General features: G+C 60.7%; 13 protein-coding genes. 6 read left to right on the forward strand and 7 right to left on the reverse strand.

What is annotated here, in order from left to right; translation table 11 throughout:
• Nucleotides 1-263 precede the first annotated feature (263 nt).
• The 5 genes from gltX (at nucleotide 264) to DXD24_RS08085 (ending at nucleotide 7601) form a co-directional block, all read left to right on the forward strand.
• Entirely contained in the window at nucleotides 264-1739 is a 1476-nt protein-coding gene (gene gltX, locus DXD24_RS08065) for a glutamate--tRNA ligase (protein WP_117564086.1), read from the forward strand.
• Between the two features lie 210 nt (nucleotides 1740-1949).
• The gene (gene priA / locus DXD24_RS08070) at nucleotides 1950-4403 is read left to right on the forward strand and encodes a primosomal protein N' (protein ID WP_117564085.1); all 2454 of its coding nucleotides are present in this window, start codon (nucleotides 1950-1952) and stop codon (nucleotides 4401-4403) included.
• Nucleotides 4404-4421: 18 nt separating this feature from the next.
• Nucleotides 4422-4958, forward strand: coding sequence for a peptide deformylase (gene def / locus DXD24_RS08075; RefSeq protein ID WP_117564084.1), 537 nt, complete (start codon nucleotides 4422-4424; stop codon nucleotides 4956-4958).
• A 325-nt stretch (nucleotides 4959-5283) separates the two neighbouring features.
• Complete coding sequence (fmt, locus tag DXD24_RS08080; protein WP_117564083.1) at nucleotides 5284-6204, forward strand: methionyl-tRNA formyltransferase; 921 nt, start codon at nucleotides 5284-5286, stop codon at nucleotides 6202-6204.
• Nucleotides 6201-7601 carry an RsmB/NOP family class I SAM-dependent RNA methyltransferase gene (locus DXD24_RS08085; protein WP_117646513.1) on the forward strand — a complete coding sequence of 467 codons (1401 nt, stop codon included), beginning with the start codon at nucleotides 6201-6203 and terminating at the stop codon, nucleotides 7599-7601. Before fmt ends, DXD24_RS08085 begins: the two co-directional genes overlap by 4 nt.
• A gap of 141 nt (nucleotides 7602-7742) precedes the next feature.
• Here the strand turns inward: DXD24_RS08085 and DXD24_RS08090 are convergent, their stop codons facing one another.
• The 7 genes from DXD24_RS08090 to glgB form a co-directional block, all read right to left on the reverse strand.
• Entirely contained in the window at nucleotides 7743-7979 is a 237-nt protein-coding gene (locus DXD24_RS08090; protein ID WP_117564081.1) for an FmdB family zinc ribbon protein, read from the reverse strand.
• Nucleotides 7980-8067: 88 nt separating this feature from the next.
• The gene (locus DXD24_RS08095) at nucleotides 8068-11364 is read right to left on the reverse strand and encodes a 4-alpha-glucanotransferase (RefSeq protein WP_117646514.1); all 3297 of its coding nucleotides are present in this window, start codon (nucleotides 11362-11364) and stop codon (nucleotides 8068-8070) included.
• A gap of 215 nt (nucleotides 11365-11579) precedes the next feature.
• Entirely contained in the window at nucleotides 11580-13865 is a 2286-nt protein-coding gene (gene glgA / locus DXD24_RS08100; RefSeq protein WP_199407891.1) for a glycogen synthase GlgA, read from the reverse strand.
• A gap of 90 nt (nucleotides 13866-13955) precedes the next feature.
• The gene (gene glgD / locus DXD24_RS08105; protein ID WP_117564079.1) at nucleotides 13956-15083 is read right to left on the reverse strand and encodes a glucose-1-phosphate adenylyltransferase subunit GlgD; all 1128 of its coding nucleotides are present in this window, start codon (nucleotides 15081-15083) and stop codon (nucleotides 13956-13958) included.
• A 4-nt stretch (nucleotides 15084-15087) separates the two neighbouring features.
• Complete coding sequence (locus DXD24_RS08110; RefSeq protein WP_035138263.1) at nucleotides 15088-16236, reverse strand: glucose-1-phosphate adenylyltransferase; 1149 nt, start codon at nucleotides 16234-16236, stop codon at nucleotides 15088-15090.
• 106 nt (nucleotides 16237-16342) lie between these two features.
• Nucleotides 16343-18769 carry a glycogen/starch/alpha-glucan phosphorylase gene (locus tag DXD24_RS08115; RefSeq protein ID WP_117646515.1) on the reverse strand — a complete coding sequence of 809 codons (2427 nt, stop codon included), beginning with the start codon at nucleotides 18767-18769 and terminating at the stop codon, nucleotides 16343-16345.
• 94 nt (nucleotides 18770-18863) lie between these two features.
• Nucleotides 18864-21113: a 1,4-alpha-glucan branching protein GlgB gene (gene glgB / locus DXD24_RS08120; RefSeq protein WP_117646516.1), complete on the reverse strand. Its 2250-nt coding sequence runs from the start codon at nucleotides 21111-21113 to the stop codon at nucleotides 18864-18866.
• A 331-nt stretch (nucleotides 21114-21444) separates the two neighbouring features.
• On the opposite strand from glgB, the gene DXD24_RS08125 reads away from it, so the two are divergent.
• Nucleotides 21445-22134: an HAD family phosphatase gene (locus DXD24_RS08125; RefSeq protein WP_117646517.1), complete on the forward strand. Its 690-nt coding sequence runs from the start codon at nucleotides 21445-21447 to the stop codon at nucleotides 22132-22134.
• Nucleotides 22135-22142: the final 8 nt, after the last annotated feature.

The raw sequence follows: 22142 nt of genomic DNA on the forward strand, positions 1-22142 counted from the left end.
TCGGCCTAATCCGCGGTCTTTCATGCAGCAGGGGCTCTCAATGTTTTATGTCCTGCTCATATCGTCTCTGCCGGCAGTCTAGGAACGTCCCCAAGTGACGGCAGTTTGGGACACTCCTGTTCAGTTAGCTTCGAAGAATGTCCCCAACGAATGGTCATTTAAGTCTGTCCCCAATGAGTGTGTCGGTGCCCTTTGTGCGGAGGTTGCTTTGATGCTTTATACTGATGCGGTTAGACATCCATCCTGCAATCGAGGAGATTTCCATGGCATCAGACGTTCGCGTCCGCTTTGCACCCTCACCGACGGGCAAGCTGCACATCGGCGGCGCCCGCACCGCTATCTATAACTGGGCTTTCGCCCGCGCAAACGGCGGCACGTTCATCCTGCGCATCGACGACACCGACCCCACCCGCTCCACCGACGAGAACACGCAGATCATCCTGCGCGCCATGCGTTGGCTGGGCCTGGATTGGGACGAGGGTCCCGAGGTGGGCGGCGACTATGGCCCCTATGCCCAGACCGAGCGCCTGGACCTGTACAAGCAGGCCGCCCAGAAGCTTTGGGACGAGGGCAAGGCCTATCCCTGCTTCTGCACCAAGGAGCAGCTCGACGCCGACCGCAAGGCCGCGCAGGAGCGCAAGGACCCCTTCCAGGGCTATCAGCGTCGTTGCCGCGATCTTGATCCCGAGGAGGCCCGCCGCCGCATCGAGGCCGGCGAGTCCTACGTCCTGCGCATCAAGGTGCCCGAGGACCGCGGCGACGTCGTCATCCACGACGCCGTTCACGGTGAGGTGACCTTCGACGCCAAGGAGCTCGACGACTTTGTCATCTTCCGCTCCGATGGCACGCCCACGTACAACTTCGCGACCGTCGTCGACGACGCTATGATGAAGATCACCCATGTCATCCGCGGCGACGACCACCTGTCCAACACCCCGCGCCAGGTCATGGTCTACGAGGCCCTCGGCGCGCCCGTGCCCACGTTCGCCCACATCTCCATGATCCTGGGCGCCGACGGTAAGAAACTCTCCAAGCGCCACGGCGCAACTTCGGTGGAGGAGTACCGCGACGCCGGTTACCTTTCCGACGCCTTCGTCAACTACCTGGCGCTGCTCGGCTGGTCGCTCGACGGCGAGACCACGATCATCCCGCGCGATGTCCTAGCCAGCAAGTTCTCGCTCGACCGCATCTCCAAGAACCCGGCGACCTTCGATCCCAAGAAGCTCGATTGGGTCAATGCCGAGTACATCAACGGCATGTCCGACGCGCAGTTTGCCGATGAAATCATGGTCCCCGAACTGCACGAGGCAGGTCTCATCGAGGGCAACGTCGAGTACGGCGAGGACTGGATTGATGCGCTTGCCGCCATCGTCAAGCCGCGCACCAAGATGCCGGCCGACGCCGTGACCGTCGCCGCTCCCATCTTTGCTACGGCCGAGACGCTCGAGTATGACGAGAAATCCGTTAACAAGGGCCTGGCTAAGGAAGGCATGGGCGCCATTCTGGATGCCGCCAAGGCCGCGCTCGAGGGCGTGGACAAGTGGACTGCCGAGGCCATCGACGCCGCGCTTGAGCCGCTGCCCGAGCAGATGGACCTCAAGAAGCGCGTGGTGTTCCAGGCCGTGCGCGTCGCCGTCTGCGGCAACATGGTGAGCCCTCCGCTGGGCGAGACCATGGCGCTCGTCGGCCGCGACGACTGCCTGGCGCGTATCGACCGCGCTCGCACGATGGCGCTGTAGTAGACGCGCAAATGCATGTATCCGAGCCCCGTTCACCCGAGCGGGGCTCTTGTTTCTGTACCGATGAGTGGGTTGCTGGGACAAAATAATCAGTAGTGTTTGTCCCATGTTCGAGTGTCGCAACGAGCTCGACACTCGTATCGGCCATGGGACAAACTCTACTGATTGTTTTGTCCCACCCCTTTCAGGTCCGTTCGTTAGAGGTGGTGTATGGCTCAACAACTGTCGCTGTTTGGTTTGCCGGAACCGGAGGAAGCTCCGGTGAAGCCCAAGCCTGCCGCTGCCTCGGCTCAGTCTAAGCCTTCGCCCGAGCCCCCTGCCGCCTACGCGAGCGTGGTCCTCGACATCCCCACCCGTGCGCTGTCGGAACCGTTTGCTTACGGCATCCCCGAGTCCCTTGCCAACGAGGTCCAGATCGGATCCACGGTCCTGGTCCACTTTGGTAACCGTGCCGCCGCGGGCTATGTCGTCGACATTGCGCCTGATCTGGGCGATCTGCCGGGCAACAACTCCCTCGACCCGGTGCGCATCAAGCCCATCGAGGCCATCCTCAGCAAACCGCTCTTTACCGCCGAAGCCGCCCGCATCGCACGTTGGATGAGCCGCGAGTATGTCGCGACGCTTTCCGAGTGTCTGCGCCTGTTCTTGCCTCCGGGTGGCAGCCCGCGTGTGGTCAAGGGCGACGACGGTGTGTGGACGGTTGAACGTCCAGCCGTCAAACCCATCCAAAACCGCTGGGTGATGCTTACGCCCGAAGGCTTTGACTACACGCCGCCCAAGACCGCGGTCCGCCAGCGCCAACTCATCGAGGCGCTCCAGTGTGGTCCTGTCACGACGCGCGACCTCAACCTTCTCTATAACAGTATGTCGGCGACCATCAAGGCGCTCGAAAAGCGCGGCGTCGTGGTGGTTGAGGAGCGCCGTGCATGGCGTGGCTGCAGCGAGCAGACCACGCTGTCCTCGGCAAGCGGCAAGGCGCCGGTCTCCCTTACCAACGGCCAGCAACAGGCACTCGCGCAGATTGAGCGCGCCCGTCTGGACGCTCATGGCGACGTGGTGCTGGTCGACGGCGTCACCGGCTCCGGCAAAACCGAGGTTTACCTCTCCGCCATCGAGCGCGTGCTCGCAGCAGGTCGCTCGGCCTGCGTGCTGGTGCCCGAGATCTCGCTGACGGCCCAGACCGTCGGCCGCTTTCGTTCGCGCTTTGGCGAGACGGTCGCCGTGTTCCATTCGCGGCTTTCGGCCGGCGAGCGCCTGGACCAGTGGGACATGGTTGCCAGCGGTACTGCCCGCGTTGTCGTCGGCGCGCGTTCGGCGCTCTTTTGCCCGCTCAGCGACCTGGGTCTCATCATCATCGACGAGGAACACGAGACCAGTTACAAGCAGGGCTCCAGCCCGCGCTACCATGCGCGCGAGGTTGCGGCCGAGATGGCGCGCCGCTATCGCTGCCCACTTGTGCTGGGCTCGGCCACGCCTTCTGCCGAGGCCCTCGACCGCTGCCGCCGCGGTACATACAACGGTGCTACCTGGACGCGTGTCGAGATGCCCGAGCGCCCGGGACTCGCCGTGCTGCCTACGGTCCGCATTGCCGACCTGCGCCGTGAGTTTTCACACGGCAGCCGCTCCATGTTCTCAAAACCCTTGATGGAGGGCTTGGAGCGTGTGGTCGAGCGTCGCGAGAAGGCCGTGCTGCTGCATAACCGCCGTGGCTTTGCGCCGTTCCTGATGTGTCGCGAGTGCGGCTGCGTTCCCACCTGCAACCACTGCTCCACAGCGCTTACGTATCACGAGCGCACGCACACGCTGCAATGTCACACATGCGGATCCTCCTGGCGCGTGCAGCCGTATCCCGCGCCCACGAGTCGTTGCCCCAAGTGCGGCAGCCGCTACCTGGCAAAAATGGGGCTGGGCACGCAGCAGATCGAGGACGCACTGCACCAGATGCTGCCCGAGGACGTCGCCATCATCCGCATGGATGCCGATTCCACGCGCGGCAAGGATTCGCACAAAAAGCTGCTCGAGCAGTTCGATGCGGCCGATTGCGCCGTGTTGCTGGGCACCCAAATGATCGCAAAGGGTCTCGATTTTCCCGAGGTCACGCTCGTGGGCGTGGTCAATGCCGACTTCGCCCTTAAGCTGCCCGATTTTCGCGCAGGGGAGCGCGCCTACGATTTACTGGAGCAGGTCGCCGGCCGTGCCGGTCGTGGTGATCGTCCCGGCGAGGTGATCGTCCAGACCTACCTGCCCGAGGATCCGGTCATTCGTGCCGTCGCTGAGCACGACCGTTCGATCTTTACCGACTACGATTTGGACCAGCGCCGCGACGCGCTGTACCCGCCGTTTGTTCGCCTGGTCAACATCTTGGTGTGGTCAGCAAACCGAGACGACGCGCAGGACTACATTGGGCGCATCGCAAAGCTTCTTAAGCGCCGCTGGCATGCCGCCGCGCCCGATTTTTTGCGGGCGGGGAGTGCCGTGCCGCAGGTGCTAGGCCCGGCTTCGTGTGTAATCGAGAGAGCCAAGGACCGTTACCGCTTCCATCTGCTTGTGAAGTCGCCCGTGGGGTACCATGTCTCTGATGATATCGACGCCTGCCTCAAAGAGGTGGGCTCTGTGCGCGGCGTGAGCGTGAGCGTTGACGTCGACGCCTATGATTTGATGTAACAAACCGAAAGGATGGCCATGGAAGCCAACGGAATCGTACTGTCGCCCGACCCTCGTCTGCGCCAGGAGTGCGCCGCCATCGAGGAGATCACCCCGGCGATCGAGGCGCTTGCCGAGAAGATGAAGAAAATGATGTTCGATAACGGCGGTTGCGGCCTGGCTGCTCCGCAGATCGGCGAGCTCATTCAGCTCGTTACCATCGACTGCGACTACAGCGACAAGAACGACTACGACCCGTACGTGCTCATCAATCCCGTGATTGTCGAGCAAAGCGACCATCTCGTTCCGTATAGCGAGGGCTGCCTATCCATTCCTGGCATTAGCTGTGAGATCGAGCGTCCCGACCATGTCGTCGTCGAGGCGTATGACCTGGACGCCAACCTGATTCGCTATGAGGCCTCGGGCGATCTGTTCTGCGTGTGCCTGCAGCATGAGATCGATCACCTGCACGGCAACACCATGTTCGAGCGACTGAAGCCGATGCAGAGGATCAAGGCAGTCAAGGAGTACCAGGACGCCCTGGCCCGCGGCGCTCGACCGGGCGAGACGGAGTAGGTTTGTCCGTCCCCGGTGCTGAGCGCCCACATATCATCCCGTGCTCAAACATTCTCGCTGCGCTGCGAAACTGCGCGCGGGACGATATAGGCAGGCGCCCCGGGGACTACGTTGACGCTGCTTGTCTCGCCCAGGTGCCGTCGGGCCAGGGATGGGCGTCTTCGCTGATAGGTGCTTTGCTGAAAGAGCTGCTTTTATTGCGGCTCTTTCTTTGGTTTTGGGTATATTTGTTCTTGTTGAAATGTTATTGCGGATGGGCTGGTGACTTGGCTTTCCGCTGTTCTTTGTAGCCGTCTCGGCTTTGGTTGAGAGGAGACTAACTTTTATGCGTATTGTGTTTATGGGTACGCCTGATTTTGCTGTGCCTTCGCTGACTTCGCTTGTTGCGGCTGGTAATGAGGTTGCGCTCGTTATTACTCGTCCCGATGCTGTTCGTGGGCGAGGTAAGAAGCTAGAGCCGTCTCCTGTTAAGGCTAAGGCGCTTGAGCTGGGGTTGCCGGTTGTTGAGGCTAATCGTATGACGCCTGAGGTTGTTGAGGTGCTCCAGGCTGCCCAGGCTGATATTTTCTGTGTGGCTGCTTATGGCTGTATTTTGCCTGATGAGGTGCTGCATATGGCGCCGCTTGGTATTGTGAATGTTCATGCGTCCTTGCTGCCTCGTTGGCGTGGGGCTGCTCCTATTCAGCGTGCCATTCTTGCTGGTGATGAGATTGCTGGCGTTTCTATTATGCGCATTGGGCATGGCGTGGATACCGGCGCCTATTGTGCGCAGGCCTCGACCTCGGTTGCCGGTAAGCATGCTGAGGCGCTGACCATGGAGCTCGCTGAGCTCGGCGGCAAACTGCTTACCGATACGCTTCCCTCTCTTGCCGATGGCACTGCCGTGTGGACTGAACAGGATGAGGCGCTCGTTACCCATGCTGCCAAGATTTCTAAGCAGGAGATGCGCTTGGATCCGCAAATGGCGGCGCTCGATTGCGTGCGTCATGTGCTCGCTTCGTCCGATACCGCGCCTGCTCGTTGCGTGATTGCCGGCAAGACCGTGCGTGTGCTCGATGCTGCGGCGGCTGATGTGTCGCTCGGCGAGGGTCAGGTTCTCGTTAAGGCCAAGCGTGTTTACCTGGGCCTTTCTGATGGCTCGGTTGAACTGCTCGAGGTTAAGCCCGATGGCAAGCGTGCTATGACTGCTTCTGCTTGGTCTGCTGGCCTGCAGGGTGCCGATCTTATCTGGGGTGTTTTGTCATGAGCAGGCTGTCTCCCGCGCGCAAGCTTGCGCTCGATGTGCTGATGGAGGCCGATCGCCGCGGCATGTATGCACGCGACGTGCTGTCCTCTCGCGCATCGGCCAAGGCTATTGACCAGCGCGATTCCGCTTTTGCCGCCCGCTTGGCGCTGGGTGTTGCCGCCACGCAGGGTATTTTGGACGAGCTGCTCGATCAGTTTCTCGATAAGCCCAAAAAGGTTGCGCCGCGCGTTCGCATGGCGCTTCGTATTTCTGCCTTCGAGATGCTCTACCTGCATACGCCTGGCCGCGTTGCCGTAAGTCAGGGAGTTGAGCTGGTTCGCTGCGGTGCTAAGTCCGCCGCCGGTCTGGCGAACGCCGTTCTGCATAAGGTTGCGGACAACGTCGATGATTTTGCCGCCGCGGTGGATGCCGATGAGTCTGAGCGACGCTTGGTTCGCCTGTCTCGCCTGATGGGCTTGCCGCGATGGCTGTGCGCTCGCATTATGGCATCGTTTGACACGCCAGAGGGTGCGCTTAACTTTGCCGGCAATCTGGCCCCCGCGCCGCTGGCCCTGCATGAGAACGCTTTTGCTTCCAAGCCCGATCCGTATATCTCGCAGCTCGTCGCGCCTGTCTTCCCGGGCTGCCATGCCCCGGTTGATGCCCAGGTTACCGTTGCTTCGGGTGTGTTTGAGCGTGCTGCCGCGGTGGCCTCTGATCTCAACGCGCAACTTATCGCCACAGCTGCCACGCGCCCTGGTTGCTGCCTTGAGATTGGTGCCGGCCGTGGCACCAAGACCTATGTGATGATGTGCCAGGCCAAGCGTGCGGGCTATGAGCGTCAGCATACGGCGCTCGATTTGCATGATCGCAAGTGCGACCAGAATCTCGCTCGCCTGCATAAGGCAGGTATTCAGGGCGTTCGTACGGTTTCGGGTGATGCTTGCGAGCTTGATGAAGTACTGACGTCGTTTGATGCCATGCTTGGCGAGCCGGTTAAGTTCGATACGGTCTTTATCGATGCGCCGTGCTCTGGCACCGGAACCATGCGTCGTCATCCCGAGATCCCGTGGCGCCTGACCGAAAAGGATGTGACGGTTGAGCTGCCCAAGCTGCAGCTGACGATGCTCAAAGAGGCTGCTGTCCGCGTGGCTGCCGGCGGCGAGCTCATCTATGCGACGTGCTCGGTCTTCGACGAGGAGAACATGCAGGTGGTGGACGCTTTCCTGAACTCTCCCGAGGGCACCGGTTTTAGCCTGGAGCCGCTCTCCGAGGCGCAGATTCTGCAACTCCCCGAGTTCGATAGGGCCAAGAAGCTCGTATCCGTACGCCAGAATGATCGAGGCCTCTTCCAAAGCGTGCCGGTAAATGCCGACTCCTACGACGGCCACTTCTGCGCCCGCCTGGTCCACAAGTAACGACTAAGTTGCGGTGAAATAGGGATTGAATAGCGGCTTCTGCCCGCCAAACAGTCCTTATTTCACCGCAACTCATAAGGAAGCCTGGGCAGCTAAAGAAACAGCCCCGCGATTGGTGTCGGTCGCGGGGCTGATTGGTTTCTAGTGGTTATGCGGGCAGTTGGCGCAGCAGCCGCTGGTGGCGCTGGTGCTTGAGCCACCGCTGCGCTGGTCGGTGTTGTAGAAGCCGCTGCCCTCAAACTTGATGCCGCTGGCCGAGAACGTCTTGGCGGCCGGAGCGCCGCAGTTGGGGCACACGACCTCGGGGGTCTCGGACATGGGATGCTCAACCTCGAACACGTTGCCGCAGCTCGAGCACTTGTAATCGTAGCGCGCCATAATACTTCCTTTTCAGCACAAAGCGGGCAGATCGCTCTGCCCGCAAAAATTCAAACAGCTGTAACTGTACCCTATATCGGGGGTTTTATCACGCTTCGCCCCAGAATCTATGGGTGTTGCGCAGGAGCTGCGAAGTTTTGCCCTCGGCGGCCGCAACATCGGTTTCGTCAGCCTGCCAGGTCCAGTTGCCCGTGGCCACGCCCGGAACGTTCATGCGCGCGTCGTCGCCCAGTCCCAAGACATCTTGCAGCGGCATCATCACCAGGGGAGCGTCGCTTGCCAGCGCGTCGCTCATCAGCTTGGACGCCACCTCAACACCGCTCGGCACGTCGCCACCCGCAAAGGAACGCGTGCACCAACCGGCCAGCGTCGACGTATCGTGCGTCGAGGTGTACAGAATCTTGCCGGGCGTGGGATGCACACCGCAACGAACGTCGTAGTCGCTAAACTCCAGCACGTCCATGCCGGGGAAACCGCAGGTCGAAGCCATGGCGCGAACACCGGGCGTCAAATAGCCCAGGTCCTCGGCGATAAAGTTGAGCGGACCTAGCTCGTCGTAGGCGGTCTGAAACAGGTCCTTGCCCGGGCCCGCTAGCCAGCGACCGTCGGCGCAAGCCTTGCCCGCGGGGATACTAAAGTAGCTATGGAAGCCCAGGAAGTGGTCCAGGCGCACACGGTCGTAGAGCGAGAACGCGCGACGCAGGCGGTCCATCCACCAGCGGTAGCCGTTCTGCTTCATGTGGTCCCAGCGGAACGTCGGGTTGCCCCACACCTGGCCCTCGGGCGCAAAGTTGTCGGGCGGCGCACCGGAAATCTCAATCGCTTTGCCGGTATCGGACAACCAGAAGTTCTCGGGCTCGCTCCATGCATCGGCCGAATCGTCCGAGACATACATCGGGATATCGCCGATGACCTCGATACCCTTCTTGTGCGCGTAGTTCATGAGCTCGCACCAGGCTAGGTCAAAGCGGTACTGCATGTACGCCTGCAGCTCTGCCTCGTCGTGGAAACGCTTGTCGTCAATCAGGTGCTCGTTGTAGCGCGCGACATCCGTCGGCCAATCGTGGCGCGACTCGCCCTCAAAGTACTTTTTGACGGCCATATAGACGCAGTACTTCTCGAGCCAATCGGCGTTGCGATGTTTAAACGCGGTGTAGAGCGGATCGGCATCTTCGCCGCCACGGGCCTTCCAAGTCTCAAAGTCGGCCGCCAGCTCCTCTTGGCTCTCGGGCAGCAGGTCAATATTGCCCGCAAAGGCCGAAGGCCCGGCGTAAGGGGAGCGGAAGAAGTCCGTTGGGTTGACAGGCAGGACCTGCCAGTAGCGCATGCCCATAGCGAACAGATGGTCGATAAAGCGACGCGTGGGTGCGCCGATCGTGCCGGGCTTGCCGTCATCGGTCGGTACCGAGGTGATATGGCACACAACGCCCGCGCCGTGATCGAGCGGCTCCTGCAAGCGCTGCTCGGCATGGTGATAGATGATCGACGAGCCCAGCGGATACAAATCGAGCGTGACCGTGCCGTTGTGGATCTCGCACTCGTGACCGCTGATCACATCACTCGCGCACTCGTCGAGCGCCGGAATCGTCACGCGGTGCGAATTGCGCAGACTGCGATTAATGATAACCGTCGCGGACTCGCCATCCTTGCCCGTGCGGTTGTATGCCAGCACCTCGTCGTTGAGCGCGAAGGCCTTGATCTCGCCGTCGATCATAAACGGTAGTGCGCGGCGTACGGCGGAGGCGTTTTTGACAATAGCCAGCGTGTCGAAGTCGTGCAGTTGGTCCTTGGTCGGCAGGGTGCGGCGGTTGCCCGGATCGGTTAGACCCTCCAGGCCGTACTCATCGCCATAGTAAATCGAAGGCACGCCCGGGAACGTCATCTGCATGAGCGTTGCGAGCCAAAAACGGCTCTTGGCCAGGCCCATCGAGTTCTCGTCCAGACGCCATTTGCTGCGCTCGCACTCGGGCAGCTGCGACTCGTCGGGGCCGCCGCCGAGCACCGAGATAATGCGCGGACGGTCGTGGCTCGAAAGCAGATTAAGTGAGCAGGACAGGGCCTCACGGGGATAGTTCTCGCGCAGGGTTTCGATATCCTCGGCTGCCTGGTAGGCGTTCTTGTAGCCCATCAAAAAGCCGATGACCATGTCGCGGAAGGGATAATCCATAGCCGAGTCGAGCTCTGAGCCTTGCAGATAGCGACGCAGATGGCCGTAGCTGATCTTGTTGGAGGCGTCTTCCCAGACTTCGCCGAGCAACAGTGCATCAGGCTTTTCGGCAAGTACTGCCTTCTTGATCTCGGTCAGGAAATCGTCCGAAAGCTCGTCGGCCACGTCCAGGCGCCAGCCATGAGCGCCGGCACGTAGCCATTTACGGATCACGCCGTCCTTTCCCAGAAGCCGCTCGCGTACCAGCTCGGAGCTCTCATTGATGGCGGGCATATTGCCCACGCCCCACCAGCAGTCGTATGAGCCGTCCTCGTGGAAATAAAACGCATCGCGCCATGGCGAATCCTCGCTCTGCCACGCGCCCACGCCGGGGTAGTTGCCGTAGCGGTTGAAATAGATCGAGTCATCGCCTGTGTGGTTGAAGACGCCGTCCAGAATGATGGAGATGCCCAGCTTTTCGGCCGCCTGGCACAGCTCGGTAAAGTCCTGCTCGGTGCCCAGGATCGGGTCGATCTTGGTGTAGTCGGCCGTGTCGTAGCGGTGGTTGCTCGCGGCTTCAAAAATGGGGTTGAGGTAGATGGCCGTAAAGCCCAGCTCGGCGATGCGAGGCAGGTCTTCCTGGATGCCCTTGAGCGACCCGCCGTAGAAGTCCCAGGTTTTGATGGAGCCGTCTTCGGCGCGCTCGTACACGGGCGGCTCGTTCCAGTCCTCGACCATGCGGCGCTGGATTCCGTTGCGTGGTTTTTCGACCTCGGCCAGCGTGCGCTCGCGCCAGTTTTCATCTCGGGCGTAGCGATCGGGGAAGATCTGGTAGACCATGCCACGCTCGTACCACTCGGGACGCACTTCGCGGTGCTTATAGACGGTAATCTGGAAGGACGGAACCTCGGCGTAGTCGTAAGTTACGCCCTCTCCGCCGGTGCGACCCTGCGGTGCGCCCAAGCGGACCTCGGGCTGGCCCTCGATATTGCATATAAAGCTGTACCACACAAGACACGGTTCAGTGCATTTGAGCTCGCCGGTAAAAATGCCATCGCCTTCGTGCTCCATTGGGATCAGGGTCTCGCCGACTTCATCGACCCAGGTGCGCAGCGTAAGCGTTGCCTGGTTGGGATCGGCATCCTCCAAAATCACCGAGAGTGCAACGGAAGTTCCAGTGGTCACAGCGCCAAACGGAGTGCGAAACTGCGGTAGACGGCTGTTGTGTATCAATCTCATAGTACGGTCCAGTTCAATAGAATCATGGCCTGCGGGCCATGGGTTTTACGCCTAAGATGTAAGTATATCTGTAGTACACAGGGTGTATAAACAACATCCGTTTACCATCGGCGAACGGTTGTCCTAGAAAATCGTTTTACCACTACCTACAGAGAAGGGGCGCCCGGTTGGAGCGCCCCTTGCTTAGGGTTTGATGAGGTTTTGGATCGTCTGGATTAGCGGCGCTTGCGGGTGGCCGTTGCCTTGCGGACGGAAGTCTTCTTCGACGGCGCCTTTTTCTCGGTTGCGGCGGCGGGGGAGACCGGGGTCTCCATTGTGGGCTCGGGCTTGGCCTTTACTGCGGGTTTGGCCTCGGCCTTAGCTTCCGCCTTAGGAGCAGCAGCCTTGGTCGTGGTCTTTTTGGCCGTCGTTGCAGTGCGCTTGCGCGTGGTGGTCTTGGCGGTCGGCTTGGCCTCGACAGCTGCCTCGGCCTTGGGCTCGGCGGCTGCCTCCTCGGCCTTGGTCGCAGTAGCATTTGCGGCGGCCTTCGGAGCGGCCTTGGTCGCAGTAGCCTTGACGGCCGTCGACTTCGTTGCCGTGGTCTTCTTGGCGGTCGTTGCCTTCTTGGCGGTCGTGGTCGTCTTCTTGGCAGCGGTCTTTGCCGGAGCCTTGGCGGCCGGCTTGGCCTCTGCGACCTCGGCCTTTACCTCGGGAGCAGCCTCGGCCTCGGCGGCTTTCTTGGCAGCGGCGGTGGTGCGCTTGCGCGCGGTCGTTGTCTTGGCAGCGGTGGTCTTGCTCGCGGTCGCGGTCTTGCTCGCAGCGGCTTTCGTGGTCGTGGCCTTCTTCGCCGTCGTCTTACGAGTCGCGGTCTTCTTAGCTGCGGGCTTTACAGCAGGCTTGACCTCGACCTCTGCCTTGGGAGCAACCTCAGCCTTCACCTCAGGCTCGGCCTTTGCGGGCTCAGCCTCAACAGACTTCTCCTCGGCCTTGGGCTCCTCAGCGGCCACCGGCTCAGCAACAGCCTCAGGCTCGTCGACAACAGCCACCGGGCGCTCGATCTCCGGGTGCATAAAGAAGTACAGGTCCAGATACTTATCGGCCGAGCGCGTCCAGCTAAAGTCCTGGCTCATGGCCTGCGTTACCAGCTGGTTCCAGGCGTCGCGGTTATCCCAGAACAGACGCGCCGCGCGGAACACGGCGTCGCCCATCTCGTCGCCGTTAAAGTTGGTAAACGAGAAGCCCGTGCCTTCGCCGGTAAACTCGTTATACGGAATCACCGTGTCCTTCAGACCGCCAGTCTCGCGAACAATCGGCAGGGTGCCGTAGCGCATGGCGATGATCTGCGACAGGCCGCAGGGCTCAAACTTCGAAGGCATTAGGAACATGTCGGCGGCGGCATACATGCGCTGCGACAGCGCAGGATCGAACTCGATGCGTGCGGCCATGGTGCCGGGGTACTTGTCCTGGAAGTAGCGCAGGCCGTCCTCGTAGTCGCGGTCGCCGGTGCCCAGCACGGCCACCTGAACGCCGCCGGCCAAAATGCGGTCGAGCGCGTACATGACCAGGTCCATGCCCTTTTGGCGCGTCAGGCGCGTGACCATCACCATGAGCGGGCGGTCGTCGCGAACCTCGAGCCCCAGCTCTTCCTGCAGCTTGGCCTTGCACACGGCCTTGCCGGAACGGTCCTCCACGGTGTAGTTGGCGGCAATGCGCTTGTCGGTCGCCGGGTCAAAGCCCGCCACATCAATGCCATTAAGGATGCCTTGCAGCGCGTACGAGCGCTCGCGCAGCACGCCGTCCAGGCCCTCGCCAAACTCTGGCGTCTGGATTTCGTTGGCATAGGTGGGGCTCACCGTGGTGATGGCGTCGGCATAGCGCAGCGCGCCCAGCATGTAGTTGACGCTGCAGGCATCGCAACGCAGCTGCGAGGCGGCAGCGGGAATATGCGCCACGCCCAGGATATCCTCCATCACGGTGTCGCTAAACTGGCCCTGGAATGCCACATTGTGGATCGAGAACACGGTCTTGACGCGGTCGTACATCGGCAGGCCCTGGTAGAACTCGCGCAAGAACACGGGCGCCAGTGCCGTCTGCCAGTCGTTGCAGTGCAGGATGTCGCACTCAAAGCCGGCCGGCAGGTGCTGCAGGCTCTCGGTGATGGCCTTGGAGAAGAACGCAAAGCGCTCGCCGTCATCAAAGAAGCCGTACGGATAGTCGCGCGCAAAGTAGCGCTCGTTGTCGATGAACATATAGGTGACGCCGTCGTGCTCGAGCTTCTCGAGACCGCAGTACTCGTTGCGCCAGCCCAGGCTCACGTAAAAATCGGAGAAGTGCTCCATCTGCGCCTTGTACTCGTCCTTGATGGTGGCGTACTTGGGCACCATAACGATAACTTCGGCGCCGGCGCGCACGAGCGCCGCAGGCAGCGAGCCCGCTACGTCGCCCAGGCCACCGGTCTTCACAAACGGTGCGCACTCGGCCGAGGCAAACACGATCTGCATCTTTTTGCTGGAATCAGCCATATTGTCTCCCATGTTGCAATTCGAGAATAGCCGCCTGGCGCTAACCGGACGGCTATTCTACATGTTACGAGCGATGTTGCGGTGCCAACGTTAACGTACGATGGTGGTGTCGGAAGTTAACGGAGCCTTGCCCAGCACCAGGATGTTCTCGGGCGTGCCGCGAAGCTCGGTGTTGGTGGGAACCACGTTGTTCTTGTCCAGAATGGCATTCTCGACGCGGGCGCCGCTCTTGATGATGCAGCTTTGGTTGATGATCGAGTTGGTGACCGACGCACCTTCCTCGACCACAACGCCGCGCGACAGTATCGAGTTACGCACGGTGCCCTTGATGATGCAGCCGGCCGAGATGATCGAGTTGCACGCGTGGCTGCCGGTTGCATAGCGCGAAGGCGGCACGTCGTGAGCCTTGGTCAGGATCGGGCGCTCGGGGTCAAAGAGCTGGTCGGCCACGGTCTGGTCGAGCAGGTCCATGCTGCGGCGATACAGCGACTTTTCGCTAAACACGCCCACGACCTCGCCCTTGTACTCGTAGCTGCACACGTCGATGTTGCCAAAGTCGCCCTGGAGTGCCTCGAGCAGGTCCAGATAGTCGGCGGCCTGGTAGTGGTCGATGATCTCGAGCAGCGTCTCGCGGTTGACGATGCAGCAGTCCATAGACGCGTTGTCGCCGTACACGACGCCGGCGCTCACGCCCGTCAGGCGGCCGTTCTCGTTAATCTCGAGCTTGGTCTCGTCATCGACGTTGCGCGTGGCCTTGCAGTACACCACGGTCATCTGGGCACCGGAGTTCTCGTGCGCCTCGATGATGGTGTTGAGGTCCATGTTAAAGATGATGTTGGTGCCCATCATCACAACGTAGGGCTTCTCCGAGCGCTGGAACAGCGTCTTGTTGGAGATGATGTCGCGCAGCAGGAAGCGCATACCGCCCTTGGTGGTGCCATACGCGTTGCCGGGCACCATGAACAGGCCGCCCTTCTTGCGGTCCAGGCCCCAGTCCTTGCCAGAGCCCACGTGGTCGATCAGCGAGCGGTAGTTGCCCGGCATGACGACTCCAACGGTCTTGATGCCGGCATTCATCATGTTGGACAGCGGAAAGTCGATCAGGCGGTAGCGGCCCAAAAACGGAACGGACGCGATGGGGCGGTCCTTGAGCAGGACACTGCCGTAGGACGAAGAGTAGTTAGCGGTGATATAACCGATGGCCTTGCGATTGATCATCGGATCATTCCCCCTTCCCGATAACGACGTCATTTCCAACGACGGCCGTATCCTTGGTGGTATCGACAGAGCCGAGCTTCACGCCCTCTTCGACCGTGGAGTTCTCGCCCAAAATAGCGCGGCAGATGTGCGCGCCGCTCTTAACGTGCGCACCCGGCAGCAGCACGGAGTCCTCGACCACGGCGCGCTCCTCGATGATGACATCGGTCGAAAGGATCGAGTGGCGAGCGGTGCCGTAGATCTTGCAGCCATTGGAGACCAGGCAGTCGTCTAGGCGGCCGTCCGGGCCAATGTAGTGCGGCGGACGCGTGGTGATGTTGGACATGATGGGGAAGTTCTTGTCGAACAGATCGAACTCGGGGTTGTTACCCAGCAGGTCCATCGAGGTCTCATGGAAGCTGGCGATGGTGCCGACGTCCTTCCAGAAGCCGTGGAACTCGTAGCTGTACAGGCGCTTGTTCTCACCGAGCAGCTTGGGGATGATGTCCTTGCCAAAGTCGTGGCTCGAGCGCTGGTCCAGAGCGTCCTCCTCGAGCGCCTCGATCAGCACGTCGGCCGAGAAGATGTAGATGCCCATGGACGCGAGGTTCGAATCGGGCTTCTCGGGCTTCTCGGTGAACTTGGTGATGCGGCCGTCTTCGGGGTCGGTGGTCAGGATGCCAAAGCGGCTGGCCTCCTCCCACGGCACGGGCATAACGCTCACCGTGAGGTCGGCGTTGTTCTCAATGTGCGTCTTGAGCATCTTGCGGTAGTCCATGCGATACAGGTGATCGCCCGAAAGAATCAGGACGTACTTGGGGTCGTTGGCCTTGATGTAGTCGAGGTTCTGCGTAATGGCGTCGGCCGTGCCCGCATACCAGGCACCGCCGGTCTGCGTCTCGTACGGCGGCAGGATCGACACGCCGCCGTCGCGGCTGTCCAGATCCCACGCCTCGCCGGAGCCCACGTAGGCATGCAGCAGGTAGGGACGGTACTGCGTCAGAACGCCCACCGTGTCGATGCCCGAGTTGGAGCAGTTGGACAGCGAAAAGTCGATAATGCGGAACTTGCCACCAAAGCTAACCGCCGGCTTGGCGATCTTTTGGGTGAGTGCCCCCAATCGGCTGCCCTGTCCTCCTGCGAGGAGCATCGCGATGCATTCTTTCTTACTCATCGATTTCTCCTTCTGTCATCGATGTTCCTAAACCCATTTGCGACGGGCGCGGCGCTCTGTCACGCCCGTCGAGTAATGCCGTGCGGCAAAGGGAGCTCGCGCGCCTTTACGCGTGCCAGATCTCGTCGCGGTACTCGCGAATGGTGCGGTCGCTCGAGAACCAGCCGGAGGAGGCGGTGTTGAGCAAGGCCTTGCGGTTCCAGGTTTCCTGGTCGCCGTAGCTGCCGGTGAGCTTTTCCCATGCATCCACGTAGCTGCGGAAGTCGGCCATGACTAGGTCGGGGTCGTTGTTGTTCATGAGCTCGTTGTAGATGCTCTCGAAGTTGCCCGAAAGACCCGCAAACGTGTTGTCCTTGAGCTCGTCCATCACGCGGCCCAGACGCTCGCGGTCGCCGTTGAGCGTATCCCAAGCAAAGTAGCTGTTGGATGCCCAGAGCTGCTCGACCTCGGGGGCGGTCAGGCCAAAGATGGCCTCGTTCTCGCGACCGGCCAGGTCGGCGATCTCGATGTTGGCGCCGTCGAGGGTGCCCAGCGTAATGGCGCCGTTCATCATGAGCTTCATGTTGGACGTGCCCGAGGCCTCCTTGCCGGCCGTGGAGATCTGCTCCGAGATCTCGGCGGCCGGGTAGATGAGTTGGGCGTTGCTCACACGGAAGTTGGGGATAAAGCAGACCTTCATAACCTCGTTCACGCGGGCGTCGTTGTTGATGACCTCGGCGACGGAGTTAATGAGGCGGATGGTCTCCTTGGCGAAGGTGTAGCTCGAGGCAGCCTTGCCACTAAAGATGAAGGTCGTCGGCGTCACGTGGAAGTTGGGATCGGCGATGCGACGGTTGTAGATGTCCATCACCTTCATGATGTTCATGAGCTGGCGCTTGTAGGCGTGGAAGCGCTTCACCTGGACATCGAAGACGGTGTTGGGGTCGATGACCAGACCGGTCTCGGCCTTAATGTAGGCGGCCAGGCGCTCCTTGTTGACCCGCTTAGAGGCACCCACGGCCTTCAAGAACTCGGTGTCGTCCTTAAACTCCTTGAGTTTCTCCAGCTCAAAGGCGTCCTTAAGCCAGCCATCGCCAATGGCCTCGGTCACGAGCTTGGCGTAGGTGGGGTTGGCCTCGGCAAAGAAGCGACGGTGCGATATGCCGTTGGTCTTGTTGTTGAACTTCTCGGGCGTCAGGGCATAGAAGTCCTTGAGCACGATGTTCTTGATGATGTCGGAGTGGATCTTGGCCACGCCGTTGACGCTATGGCTGCAGATCACAGACAGGTTTGCCATGCGAATCTCGCCGTCCCACAGAATGGCGGTCTGGCGCAGACGCTCCTGCCAGCCCTCCTGCGTGGTGTCGAACGACTCGTGCCAACGACGGCTGATCTCGTCGATGATCTGGTACACGCGGGGGAGGAGCTTGGAGAACGTGCCGATAGGCCACTTCTCCAAGGCCTCGGGCAGGATGGTGTGGTTGGTGTAGCTCACGACCTGCGTCACGATGTTCCAGGCGTCGTCCCACTCGAGCTTCTTCTCGTCGATGAGGATGCGCATGAGCTCGGGGCCGCACATGGCAGGGTGCGTGTCGTTGGTGTGGATGGCCACAAACTGCGGCAGCAGCTCCCAGTTCTCGCCGTGCTCCTTCTCAAAGGTGTCGAGCAGGCTGTAGATGCCGGCCGAGACAAACAGGTACTCCTGCTTCAGGCGCAGCAGACGGCCGTGCTCGCCGGCGTCGTTGGGGTAGAGGATGGCGCTGATGGCCTCGGCTTCGGCACGCTCGGCATCGGCCAGGGCGTAGTCGCCGCGGTTGAAGGCCTCAAGGTCAAAGTGCTCCTCGACCGGCTCGGCGGCCCAGACGCGCAGCTTGTTGACGGTCTCGCCGGCATAGCCCACCACGGGGATGTCATAAGGAACGGCCAGGATGTCCTGCGTATCTACCGTGCGGTAGAACGTGCGGCCGTTCTCCTCAAAGCCCTCAACATGGCCACCAAACTTAATGGTCACGGCCTTGTCCTGACGGCGGACCTCCCAAGGATAGCCGTGGGTGAGCCACTCGTCGGTGGCCTCGACCTGGCTGCCGTTGACGATCTCCTGCTTAAACAGGCCGTAGCGGTAGCGCATGCCGTTGCCGTAGCCGGCAATGCCCTCGGCTGCCATGGAATCCAGGAAGCATGCGGCCAGACGGCCCAGGCCGCCGTTGCCCAGAGCCGGATCGGGCTCCTGGTTCTCGATGACGGACAGGTCGAAGCCCATGTCGTCGAGCGCCTCGGCGACCATGTCGCGAACGCCAAAGTTGAGCAGGTAGTTGTCGAGCAGGCGGCCGATCAAAAACTCGATCGAGAAGTAGTACACGCGCTTCTTGCCCTCGGCGGCCACACGGGCGTCGCTCTTGGTGGCGACGGTGCGCGCCTTCTCGGCCACGAGCTTTGCCAGGGCGTTAAAGCGGTCCAGGTCGCTTGCGACCTCGACGCTCTTGCCGCTGATGCTCATGACGGCTTCGCGATAGAGCTCGGTAAACTCCTGCTTGTTGTCGAAGATCTTATTCATACGTTCCTTTCCCCCGGGGATGTTTCTCCCGGAACGGTTATGACTCATATCCTACGCCCCGGCGGGGCGGGCAATTACACGTGTAACGACTTTGTTACGCATCCTTGCCAGACGCCTTAACAGTGCCTGTTTTAGCCTTGGAGGCAGCCTTTTTGGCGGCTGACTTCTTGGCCGTGGTCTTGGCGGCGGGCTTGGCAGCGGCCTTATTCTTGGCCGGAGCCTTCTTGGCAGCCGCAGGCTTGGGCTTCACCGAGGACGTGCGCTTCTTGGGCGCAGCCTTGGGAGCCTCCACCACCGGCGGCTTATAGCTGCTGGGACCGCGGCGCTTAAGCACCACGCCTGCCAGGCCGGGCATCTTAATCTCAATAGAGTCCATCTGCCCGTTCCAGGGATAGGGCTCGCTCGAGCAGGTGTAGGGCTCCTCACCGGCGTATCCGCTGCCGCCAAACTCGGGACGGTCGGAGTCAAAGATGACCTCCCAGTCGCCCTCGCGCGGCACGCCCACGCGGAAGCTCTCGTAGCTCGCCGGGTCAAAGTTGATCAGGATCACCAGGTCGTCGTCGATGTCCTCGCCCTGACGCACAAAGCTCACGATGGACTGCTTGGAGTTGTCCGCATCGATCCAGGTAAAGCCGTCGTCGGTGTAGCCGCGCTCGTACAGGGCGGGCTCGGCAGTGTACAGGTGGTTGAGCGCCTTGATAAATGCCTGATGGTGAGCATGGGTCTCGTACTGCTCGGTCAGGAACCACTGGATGGACTCGTAGTAGCGCCACTCAATAAACTGGCCGATCTCGTTGCCCATAAAGTTGAGCTTGGCACCGGGGTGCGTCATCTGATAGAAGGCGAGCGTGCGCAGGCCGGCAAACTGGCGCCACCAGTCACCCGGCATGCGGCCAATGAGCGAGCACTTGCCGTGCACGACCTCGTCGTGGCTCAGTGGGCAAATGAAATTCTCGGTAAAGGCGTACATGATGGAGAATGTGAGCAGGCCGTGGTTGCCGGGGCGCCACGGAAAATCGGTCTGCATGTAGTGCAGGGTGTCGTTCATCCAGCCCATGTCCCACTTGTAGTGGAAGCCCAGACCGCCGTCCTGCGGTGGATAGGTCACGAGCGGCCACGCGGTGGACTCCTCGGCCATCATCATCACGTCGGGGTAGTGCGCCTCTACAGCGCAGTTGACCTGACGGATAAACGCGCTGGCGTCCAGATCCTCTTCGGTACCGTACTTGTTGAACTTCTTTTGGCCGGGATCGTCAATGCCAAAGTTGAGGTACAGCATGCTTGACACGCCGTCCATGCGAATGCCATCTACGTGGAAGTTTTCGAGCCAGTACAGCACGTTGGAGACCAGGAAGGAGCGCACCTCGCCGCGGGCGAAGTCAAACTTGTGCGTGCCCCAGTTGGGGTGAATCTCGTGCTCAAACAGCATGTGGCCGTTAAAGGTGGCAAGGCCGTGGGCGTCGGCGCAAAAACCGCCGGGCACCCAGTCCATGATCACGCCGATGCCAGCTTCGTGGCATGCATCGATAAAGTGCATGAGCTGCTGCGGGTTGCCGCAGCGCGACGTGGCGGCGTAGTAGCCGGTCGTCTGGTAGCCCCAGGAGCCATCGAAGGGATGCTCCATAAGCGGCATGACCTCGATATGCGTGTAGCCCATGTCGCGCACGTAGTCCACGAGCTCCACCGACAGGTCGTCGTAGGTGTAGAACTCGCCGCGCTGCGCGGGGAAGGGATCCATGGGGCCGGGGTAGTTGCCGTACTCGTCCGGCTCGCCCTGCGGCGCGTCGCCGTGGCGCTTCCACGAGCCAATATGCACCTCGTAGATGTTAAGGGGTTGCGACATGTGGTTATGGCTGGCGCGGCGCTTAAGCCACGCGGCGTCGTTCCACTTGTAGCCATCGAGGGTCCACAGCACGCTGGCGGTACCCGGAGGGCACTCGGCTTTAAAGGCGTACGGATCGGCCTTGTAGAGCTTTTCGCCCTCGTTGGTCTCGATAAGGTACTTATAGAGCTGGCCCTGCTCGGCGCCAGGAATAAAGCCTTCCCAAATAGCGCTCGTATGCATGGGCACCAGCGGGTTGGCTTGTTCATCCCAGCCGTTAAATTCGCCAATGACGTGGACGCTCTTTACGTCGGGCGCCCAAACGCAAAAACGCCAGCCGCGCGTACGGTTCTGCGTGTCGGGGTGCGCGCCCATCTTTTCCCAGCTGCGCTCCCACGTACCAACGCCAAACAGGTAGACATCGTCTTTGGTGAGCTCCGGTGCATGCGGAGCGGCTTTACGGGTAGTGGACTTTTTGGTTGCCGGCTTTAGCTTTGTATCGCTCACGTTTGATCCCATCATGACGCGGCAGCGTGTTGCCTTGGTGACTAGATGCGAAAGGTCCAAGGCTGCACGAATCGAAGGGACGGCGATAGTTCTATGATTCGTTCCACCTCGCGTGCTCGGTGGAACTTTCGGCAAAAACTACGATAACACCTGTACGTTACTTTTATGAACGAAAGAGGATTTGCGGGTGCGTTTAATCGGTAAGCGCCATGTTTATACCACTTGCAGAATTGCTGTGGTAAAACTCTTGACAGTTTTATCAATTAGCGTTTCTAGATTGTTAGGTTGACGTTTGGTAAAACGTTTTTAGCAGGTTGTTTACCTTTTGACATCGAAAGGCTCGTTTATGAACCACATCGCTGCCCCAAGTGTTGCTTTTATTTTCGATTGCGACGGCACGCTGGTTAATAGCACCCCCGTTTGGGCCTATGCCCAGCGCGAGTTATTGCACCGCCACGGAGTTGACGTAACAGTCGACGATTTTGCCCAGTTTGAGCATTTGTCGCTCGAGGATGAGTGCCAGGCATACCACGACACGTGGGGCATTGGCACTAATGGCGAGGAGCTGTATCGCGAGCTGAGCGACATCCTGATCGATGGCTACTCCAAGGTGCCGCCGCGCGAGGGGCTCTTGGCATTTTTGGAGCAGGCGAAGGCGGCGGGCATTTCCATGTGTGTGGCTACGTCCACGCCGGCCGAGCTGGTTAAGTCTGCGCTTGCGGGCGCCGGGCTCGATGCCTACATAGAGTTTGTGACCACCACCGGCGAGGCGGGACGCTCCAAACAGTTCCCCGATGTGTACGAGCTGGCGCTGCGCCGTCTGGAGGAGCGTCATGGGCACAAACTTGAACGCGCCTGGGTGTTTGAGGACGCCGTTTTTGGCCTAAAGAGCTCTGGCACCGCAGGCTTTAAGCGCGTGGGCATCTATGACCCGCACGGTCGCATGAAGCGCGACGACGTACGCGCCAACTGCGATATCTTTATCGACAGCTATGAGGACCTGGATTTGGCCCGTTTGCTTTCGTTTGAGGGATAGGCGAGGGC

Source organism: Collinsella sp. TF12-2AT (assembly GCF_003436735.1).
Lineage (GTDB): Bacteria > Actinomycetota > Coriobacteriia > Coriobacteriales > Coriobacteriaceae > Collinsella.

Excerpts from the sequence above, each read along its gene's own strand:
- gltX (WP_117564086.1), top strand. The coding sequence starts at position 264 with ATGGCATCAGACGTTCGCGTCCGCTTTGCACCCTCACCGACGGGCAAG.
- priA (WP_117564085.1), top strand. The coding sequence starts at position 1,950 with ATGGCTCAACAACTGTCGCTGTTTGGTTTGCCGGAACCGGAGGAAGCT.
- def (WP_117564084.1), top strand. The coding sequence starts at position 4,422 with ATGGAAGCCAACGGAATCGTACTGTCGCCCGACCCTCGTCTGCGCCAG.
- fmt (WP_117564083.1), top strand. The coding sequence starts at position 5,284 with ATGCGTATTGTGTTTATGGGTACGCCTGATTTTGCTGTGCCTTCGCTG.
- DXD24_RS08085 (WP_117646513.1), top strand. The coding sequence starts at position 6,201 with ATGAGCAGGCTGTCTCCCGCGCGCAAGCTTGCGCTCGATGTGCTGATG.
- DXD24_RS08090 (WP_117564081.1), bottom strand. The coding sequence starts at position 7,979 with ATGGCGCGCTACGATTACAAGTGCTCGAGCTGCGGCAACGTGTTCGAG.
- DXD24_RS08095 (WP_117646514.1), bottom strand. The coding sequence starts at position 11,364 with ATGAGATTGATACACAACAGCCGTCTACCGCAGTTTCGCACTCCGTTT.
- glgA (WP_199407891.1), bottom strand. The coding sequence starts at position 13,865 with ATGGCTGATTCCAGCAAAAAGATGCAGATCGTGTTTGCCTCGGCCGAG.
- glgD (WP_117564079.1), bottom strand. The coding sequence starts at position 15,083 with ATGATCAATCGCAAGGCCATCGGTTATATCACCGCTAACTACTCTTCG.
- DXD24_RS08110 (WP_035138263.1), bottom strand. The coding sequence starts at position 16,236 with ATGAGTAAGAAAGAATGCATCGCGATGCTCCTCGCAGGAGGACAGGGC.
- DXD24_RS08115 (WP_117646515.1), bottom strand. The coding sequence starts at position 18,769 with ATGAATAAGATCTTCGACAACAAGCAGGAGTTTACCGAGCTCTATCGC.
- glgB (WP_117646516.1), bottom strand. The coding sequence starts at position 21,113 with ATGATGGGATCAAACGTGAGCGATACAAAGCTAAAGCCGGCAACCAAA.
- DXD24_RS08125 (WP_117646517.1), top strand. The coding sequence starts at position 21,445 with ATGAACCACATCGCTGCCCCAAGTGTTGCTTTTATTTTCGATTGCGAC.